This is a genomic window from Streptomyces sp. NPDC102467, from assembly GCF_044765445.1.
Taxonomy (GTDB): Bacteria; Actinomycetota; Actinomycetes; order Streptomycetales; family Streptomycetaceae; genus Streptomyces.
In genome coordinates, this window is the sequence record NZ_JBIWKA010000057.1 from 1 (window position 1) to 6,830 (window position 6,830).

The 6,830-nt window shown below is 68.2% G+C and carries 7 protein-coding genes and 3 pseudogenes; 4 read left to right on the forward strand and 6 right to left on the reverse strand.

Annotated features, from left to right (window positions below; translation table 11 throughout):
- Positions 1 to 236 precede the first annotated feature (236 nt).
- Positions 237 to 929, reverse strand: coding sequence for a Type 1 glutamine amidotransferase-like domain-containing protein (locus ACIREE_RS42440; RefSeq protein WP_404164925.1), 693 nt, complete (start codon positions 927 to 929; stop codon positions 237 to 239).
- A gap of 430 nt (positions 930 to 1,359) precedes the next feature.
- Between ACIREE_RS42440 and ACIREE_RS42445 the strand changes: the two genes are divergently transcribed.
- Positions 1,360 to 1,596 carry a hypothetical protein gene (locus ACIREE_RS42445; protein ID WP_404164927.1) on the forward strand — a complete coding sequence of 79 codons (237 nt, stop codon included), beginning with the start codon at positions 1,360 to 1,362 and terminating at the stop codon, positions 1,594 to 1,596.
- 263 nt (positions 1,597 to 1,859) lie between these two features.
- On the opposite strand, the gene ACIREE_RS42450 is transcribed toward ACIREE_RS42445, so the two are convergent.
- From ACIREE_RS42450 to ACIREE_RS42465, 4 genes and pseudogenes are all read right to left on the reverse strand, one after another.
- A complete protein-coding gene (locus tag ACIREE_RS42450) occupies positions 1,860 to 2,156 on the reverse strand; it encodes a DUF1214 domain-containing protein (RefSeq protein WP_404164934.1) in 297 nt (98 codons plus the stop codon).
- Positions 2,153 to 2,293: a hypothetical protein gene (locus ACIREE_RS42455; RefSeq protein ID WP_404164935.1), complete on the reverse strand. Its 141-nt coding sequence runs from the start codon at positions 2,291 to 2,293 to the stop codon at positions 2,153 to 2,155. The genes ACIREE_RS42450 and ACIREE_RS42455 overlap by 4 nt, the downstream gene beginning before the upstream one ends.
- A 216-nt stretch (positions 2,294 to 2,509) precedes the next feature.
- A complete protein-coding gene (locus ACIREE_RS42460; protein ID WP_404164929.1) occupies positions 2,510 to 2,641 on the reverse strand; it encodes a hypothetical protein in 132 nt (43 codons plus the stop codon).
- Positions 2,642 to 2,877: 236 nt separating this feature from the next.
- Positions 2,878 to 3,154 (reverse strand): annotated as a pseudogene (locus tag ACIREE_RS42465) (MBL fold metallo-hydrolase); the annotation flags it as partial.
- A gap of 449 nt (positions 3,155 to 3,603) precedes the next feature.
- Here ACIREE_RS42465 and ACIREE_RS42470 point away from each other — a divergent pair.
- A complete protein-coding gene (locus ACIREE_RS42470) occupies positions 3,604 to 4,494 on the forward strand; it encodes a GDSL-type esterase/lipase family protein (protein WP_404164930.1) in 891 nt (296 codons plus the stop codon).
- A gap of 203 nt (positions 4,495 to 4,697) precedes the next feature.
- On the opposite strand, the gene ACIREE_RS42475 is transcribed toward ACIREE_RS42470, so the two are convergent.
- Positions 4,698 to 5,126, reverse strand: coding sequence for a MarR family winged helix-turn-helix transcriptional regulator (locus ACIREE_RS42475; RefSeq protein WP_404164932.1), 429 nt, complete (start codon positions 5,124 to 5,126; stop codon positions 4,698 to 4,700).
- 139 nt (positions 5,127 to 5,265) lie between these two features.
- Between ACIREE_RS42475 and ACIREE_RS42480 the strand changes: the two are divergent.
- Positions 5,266 to 6,179: pseudogene (locus tag ACIREE_RS42480) on the forward strand (MBL fold metallo-hydrolase).
- 250 nt (positions 6,180 to 6,429) lie between these two features.
- A pseudogene (locus ACIREE_RS42485) lies at positions 6,430 to 6,830 on the forward strand (hypothetical protein); the annotation flags it as partial.

Here is a 6,830-nt window from a genome sequence, read left to right on the forward strand (position 1 = left end):
ACCGTGACCCTGGACTGGCCGGCGGGCGCCGGAGACATCAAGGGCGCCTACACCGACGTCCAGGTCTACCCCACCCACACCACCAAGTAAGGGCGCTGCACGCAGCCGGTACGAACCTCGCGGTTCGAGTGCCATCGGCCATACCCTCGCCGCTGCGGGGTGGATCTCGATGAAGCGCATGCGGGAGCCGCAGACGTGTTCCTGCGGGATGCCGGTCAAACAGGCCGGCCGGTGGTTCACGCGCCGTTACTGCTCGCCAAGGCGTTATGGAACCGCCACCGGCCTTCAGAAATGACATCCACCTTGCCGTTTCTGACGCGAACGGCCGTCTCATCGTCGATGAAGTAGATCGGGAAATCCGCCCGCGTACCGATGCGATCAGCCCAGGCGTCGTCCCGCTCGGGGAAATCCGGCGAGTACAGGTGGGGCTTGAGATACCAGTCGAAGAGGCCGAACGGCGGCTCCACGGTCGTCGCGCCGAGCACGTCGAGGTCCGTGGTGTCCCCGATGACGTCGGCGGAGTGGCGGGTGAGATTACGGCTGAAGATCATTGATCCGGCGCTGACCCCCACATAGACCCGGGTCTCCAGCGCCTCCAGGAAGCCGTCGGCCAGACCGTTGCCGGTGATGCTGCGCGCGAGGTGGTAGTGGCTGCCGCCCTCGACATAGATGACGTCGGCGTGGAGCAGCCGGTCGAGCACCAACTGCCGGGGCAGGCCGTTCAGCTCCAGGACGTCGAACTCCCGCCAGCCGAGGCCGTGCAGCCGGTTCATGCCCGCGACGAACCACCCATGATCCCCGGGCTCGGCGACTGATGCCGTGGGAACGTACACGACGTTCGCCGATCCGAACGGCTTTCCCAGCATGTCCCGCAGCGCATCCCGCAGTGTCTCGTTGCGCAGGCCACTCGCCGTCAACAGAAAGTTCATCGGGCGAGCCAAGCACGGCTGACGGGCGCACGCAACGAACCCAGGATCCACCAATACCGTCATGGCATGGCGCGTCAGAAACAGGCACTCAAGACGGGCTACACCCACCTGAATTGGCCAGCAGGATCACCAGCAGGTCGCATACACGAAGGCAGCCACCGACACCGGGAACGTATGGCGAGACGAGGCCGGTCCTGCCCCACCGCGCCGGGGATACACCCCCGGCCGATACGCGCATGGGCCGGTGCGAAGGGTTGCGGGAGGCGCACGGCATAGAAGCGGACTCCGCCGGGGAAAGCCGCGGGATGCGTGACCGTCGTTGTCCGAACGCCCTTGTGCTGAGGGACTGTGGTGCGCGCCTTACGTGCCTGGAGGTCGCCTGCGTCGTTGTCCGGGCATGACCATGATTTTCGGACGTGCAGTGGGGGCCGTGGCCTTGGCCGGATTCGCCACTCTCACGGCAGTCACCTCAGGACTCGACGGCGGCGGACTCGGTTCGACCGACCTCGCCAGCCGGAGCAGCTCAGGCAATGCGGGGAGCACCAGCGAGCCCAGCAGCCGTCCGAGCAGTCCGGGCAACTCCGCCCAGCGGGGCGTTCCCGGCGCCCGGACCATCGACATGATCAAGAACGCAAAGGTCCTGGATGACTCACTCGCGCTGGATTGAGCCCTTCGGCGCGTAGACGCCGGGCGGGCCGCCTCTCACGGACTCAGTCGCCTGGATTCGGCAGAGGGCCCGGCGAGGAGGGCTGCCAGAGGTTCGCGTGCGTCAGCGGGCACAAGTCGATCTCTGACCCCTTGTCCAGACCACTCCTGCGCGTCAGGAGACCCGGGGCGTGGGTGACCGTCGTCGAGGGCAGCATGACAAGCAACATACCTGTCGGTAGGTGTGCTTCGCGGTGTCCGGTTCCTAGGCGTGCGTCGGGCCGGTCAGTGCTGTGGCTCGTCGGTGCCGGAGCTTGCGGGTGGGCGTTTGATGACGAGGGGCGGAATCCAGGTGGCGTCGGCGATGGCGGCCTGTCCGCCATAGGCCCGCAGGTACAGGGAGAATGAGCCTGCTGGTGAGGGCAGCCAGTTGCTCTCCCGGTCGGCGCCGGGGGAGCGGTGCCCGGCGTAGAGGGTGAGCGAGCCGTCGGAGCCGAGAGCCAGCGACTTGTTCTTTGTGCCGAGGGAGTAGCACCCCAGATGGTTGGGGTGGAAGAAGTGGCCCGCGTCGTACAGGGTCAGGGACCAGAACCCGGTGACGGCGGCAGGTTGCCGGTCTCGAAGACGATCTCGTAGGTGTGGTCGCCGGTCAGTGGGGCGCCCGCCGAGTCGACGTCGAGGTAGAAGTGCTGGGTTTCGTTCGGCCGGTTCTCGAACATGTTGGATCGCGCGGGCGTCGTACGGTTCTGGAAGTCCAGGCCTCACTGGGAGTTGATGACGGAGCGGTTCCAGCCGTTTCCGGCCGGGCCACCGTTGTACTTCCACCGCATCGCGTTGGCCATGAAGCTCGCGTCGGTCTCGGTGAAGGCGGCAACCGCATGCCGTTTGATCTCGTGGTCGCGGGCGCCAGCTTCCAGCAGGGCCGCGAACTGGGCCTACAGGGCTGTTTCCGCGTTCTGCGCCGGCACGCTGCGCAGCACATCGCCGAGCTGGTCGAGGAACGTCGCAGGTACCACCCACTGGGTCTCGTCGCCGCCCGACGACGGTCCGGCGTCGAAGTCCGGCACATGGCTCCAGGCCGCGGCACGCGTCGGCGTACCGGGATTTTCCTGCCGGGCGGACCGGCGATCAGGTCGTGACCTCTTCACCGCGCAAGTTCCAAGCACGGGTGCGGCCCCGGGAGGTCGCGGGTTCGGAGACGGTGATCATGCCGGGCGCATGGTCGACGTAGCCACCGACCGCTTCGTCGGGCGCCTCGGGAAGGCGACGTCCACGTGCTCTCCCTCGGAGAGCTCGAACTCCACCGGGCGCCGGTCACGTCGACCACCTCGCGCAGCGCGCCCCAGTGGTCGCCGTGCGGTGGGTGGTCACGACGGCGGCGATGCCGCCGTCACCGATCAGGTCCAGTACGATGCGCGGTTCGGCGCGGCGTCGATCAGCAACTGCTCATCGGTGGCGCGGCACCGCAGGAGGTAGGCGTTGGTGTCCTTGGGGCCGACAGCGACCTTCGAGGTCACGAGGTCGGTCCGCTCTTGCACGTCGGCGGGGCCGTAGGCCTTCACTGCTGCGGTATGGGCCATGGCATTCACTATATGAACTTGTCTCGTCGCTATACATGACGAACTGGTGATCCTGGCGGCGCGGGGTTCTGCCACTTGATCTCGGCCGTGGGGCCGAGGTCTTGCCCCGCTTTGATCCATTCGACTGCAAACCATGTGCCGGTTGAAACCTTCCGCTCTCGTGCTGCCGGTTCCTACCGGTATGAGTTCTTCTTCGTGGCGTCGTAGGGTGCTGGCGGTAGTGGCCGCCTCGATGTGTGTGGCGGGTGTGACGGGCGCGGCCCCCGCGGGTGCGGTGGGGCGCGCGCCCGCGGCGGACGCGCCGTGGGTGGTGTCGCTGGGTGACAGCTTCATCTCCGGCGAGGCCGGCCGTTGGGCGGGCAACGGCGACGAGTTGCTCAACGGCCGGGCCGGCACTGACCGGGCCTGGGGTCGGCAGTCGGACGAGAGCGACCCGCACCGGGTCTACAGTGCCTCGTACGACAACGAACCGCTCCGATGTCGCCGAGGCCCACTCCCTGACCCTCGATGTCCGCAGGCTCAACCTGGCGTGCTCCGGGGCGACCTCGACGGCCCTCGAGTTGCCGGAGAACGGCGGGCAGTCGTTCAAGGGCGAGGCATCTCAGGCCGAGCAGCTCCAGGAGGCGGTGACCGGGCAGCCGCTGCGGGCGGTGGTGGTGTCCATCGGCGGCAATGACCTCGGCTTCGCCAAGATCATCACCGCGTGCACGAAGGTCTTCGTCAACCCCTACGGCGGCTCCCCGTGCGCGCCCGACGCCGACAAGTTCGTCAAGCAGCGCCTGCCCGGCGTGCGGCAGGCCGCGGCCGCAACCGTCGCCGACGTGAAGACCGCGCTGGAGCGCGCCGGCCACGAGCCCGGCTCCTACCGGCTGATCCTGCAGTCCTACCCCTCCCCGCTGCCCAACGCCGCGCGTGTCCGCTACCCGGGCGAGAAGTACGACCGCCTCACCTCCGGCGGCTGCCCGTTCTTCGACAAGGACCTCACCTGGGCCCACGACGACCTCGTACCCCAGATCAGCTCCACCCTTGCCGAGGCGGCCCACGAGGCCGGGGCGGAGTTCCTCGACCTGTCCCGCGCCTTCGAGGGCCGCGAGGTCTGCGCGAAGGGCACCCGGCACGCCGACCTCGACCACCCGCCCACCGGTGCGAGCAGCGAGTGGATGCGCTTCCTGACCACCCTCCAGGGCCAGACCCAGGAGTCCCTGCACCCCAACAGGTTCGGCCAGCAGGCCCTCGGCACCTGCCTTACCCTGCAGCTCCAGCAACCGGCCGTCGACCACCGCTGCACCAACACCAGCGGCAAGGGCCCCGCCGACATGAACCTGGCACCCCTCGCCTGACCACCCCCGCCCCGTGGCCCCCGCTCCTGACGGGACGGGGCCACGGGACAGCACACGACGGGGCAGGTGTTGGCTGCGCCCAACCGGTCAAGATCACTTGTCAATCGGCCAGATCGCGTGTCACAGGACACCCGGGAGCGGCATGGACGGCCCACCGGACAAATTTTCCGCACCGGACTTTGCGCTGGTCCAGTGGTGTCGCCCTATGAATGGGCGACGGTCTTCTCCAGCAGGCCCTGCAGGGCGCTTTGCTGCTCAGGGGTGAGCGCGGCCAGAGGTGACTCCTGGGTGAGGAGTTCGAGGAGCCGTTCCCGCAACTCGCTGCCCTTGGCGGTAAGGACGAGGTGCTTGGCGCGGCGGTCGGTGGGGTGCGCGTGGCGCTCGACCAGACCCTGCTTTTCGAGTTTGTCGATGACGAAGGTGGCGTTGGAGGGTTCGCAGCCCATGCGTTCGGCAAGCTCCCGCATGGTCATCGGCCCGGTCATCTCCCGCAGTGCGGTCGCCTGGGCCGCGGTGAGGCCAAGAGTGACGGCGCGCTGGCGTACGTGATCGGCGATCTGCTGGGCCAGCCCGTTCACCAGGCCGCACAGTTCCCGCTCGGCGATGGCCTGCGCTTTGGGCGGTGTCGTCATGCTCCCCACTCTAGCAAGTCCATCAAGCCATAATAATTACAGCTTGAACCTTTCTAACTTGATGCGAATGGTGATGTGATGGCCGCCGCAAGGCCTGGCGGCGACTCGGTACGCACCGACGAACGAGGAGAGGGCTCCCATGCTCAACTCAGCGGCTGACCAGCAGGACGAGCGGCTCCGGCGGCCGGCGGGACTCCGCTCGGTATGGCTGGGCGACACGAAGGTGTCCTTCGTGCCGGACGGGGCGATACAAGGCAGGCCGAGCGCCTGGCTGCCGGACACCACCGACGATTTCTGGGCGGCTCACCCGGAGTACCTCGACGCCTCCGGCCACCTGTGGCGAGTCTCGGTGGCCTGCTGGTGGAGCACGGCGGCCGCGCGCTGCTGATCGACGCGGGGTTCGGCCCGCACTGCCTGCCGGCCGATCCGGAGACACCGAACGGCGCCATGCACGGAGGTGCGCTCCTGGACAATCTCGCCGAACTCGGCCGCAGGCCCGAACAGATCGACGCGGTGGCCTTCAGCCACCTGCACCCTGACCACATCGGCTGGGCAACGCGCCCCGCCCCGGACGGGGACCGGCCCACGTTCACCGACGCCGACTACCTGGTGGCGGAGCCGGAATGGACCCAGCGCGCACAACTCGAGGCAGCAGGCACGCCCAAGGAAGTCCTTGACGTCCTCGCACCGCACGTCCGTACGGTGACGGGCGGACAGGAGATCTTTCCCGGCGTGCAGTTCCGAATCACCGCCGGCCACACCGCAGGGCATGCGGAATTCGTCATCACAGGAGGCGGGACCCGCCTGATCGCCTTCGGCGACTCCATGCACTCACCGATCCAGGTGGACCACCCGGAATGGTCCTGCGTCTACGACCACGACCCTGCCCGTTCCGCCGACCACCGCCGCCGTCTCGTCGCCGAACTCGAAGAGCCCTACACGATCGGCTTCGGCATCCACTTCGCCGACGCCGTGTTCGGACAGGTCCGCCACGACGGCCACGGCCCCGCCTGGCGCCCGCTGGCCGCCCAAGACGCCGGGGTCAACCACTGACTAACGACCATTCGCCTGCGCACGGCGCTAGGCCGCGCACCAAGTGCTAGCCAGGCATGACGGCCGGCCCAGGCCGTGAGGTGCGCGCGGTGCTCGGGGCGGTGGCTTCCGGGCGAGTCATCAATCGCTGTGCTGCACAGGGCGGCGTTAGTGAGGCGTTAGCGGTCGGCGATCAGACGGTAGCGGCTGCGGGCAGAGTCGTTGTCGTACTGGGGAAACACCGACACCGACCGTTTCAAGGGGACCCGCCATGCGCTCCACCGCCACTGCTCGTATTGCCAGCCGCCGCAGCCTGCGGATCGCCGCCGCGAGTCTGACGGCGGTGGCGGGGTTGTCCCTGACGGCCTGCTCCGGCTCGGACACCGACGCGGCGAGTGGCGCGAAGCCCTCCAACGTTTCCTCGTCCTCGACGTCTTCGCCGTCCCCGTCCCCGTCCTCGGGCGGTGGCTCGAAGGTGGGCGGCGGTTCGGCTTCCGGTGGCGCGCAGGCCGGTAATGCCAAGGCGGGCTCGGATGAGGGCAGCACGGCAGAGGAGGCGGCGAACGGGGGCGGCGACAAGAGCGGTTACGGGCAGTCGTGCGGCACCAACGATGTGAGCTTCACGCTCACGTCCGAGTCCCAGGCCGGCGGCTACTACCTGGTCACCGCCAA

Coding starts and splice junctions, on each gene's coding strand:
- ACIREE_RS42440 (WP_404164925.1), bottom strand. CDS start 929: ATGAACTTTCTGTTGACGGCGAGTGGCCTGCGCAACGAGACACTGCGG.
- ACIREE_RS42455 (WP_404164935.1), bottom strand. CDS start 2,293: ATGTTCGAGAACCGGCCGAACGAAACCCAGCACTTCTACCTCGACGTC.
- ACIREE_RS42475 (WP_404164932.1), bottom strand. CDS start 5,126: ATGACGACACCGCCCAAAGCGCAGGCCATCGCCGAGCGGGAACTGTGC.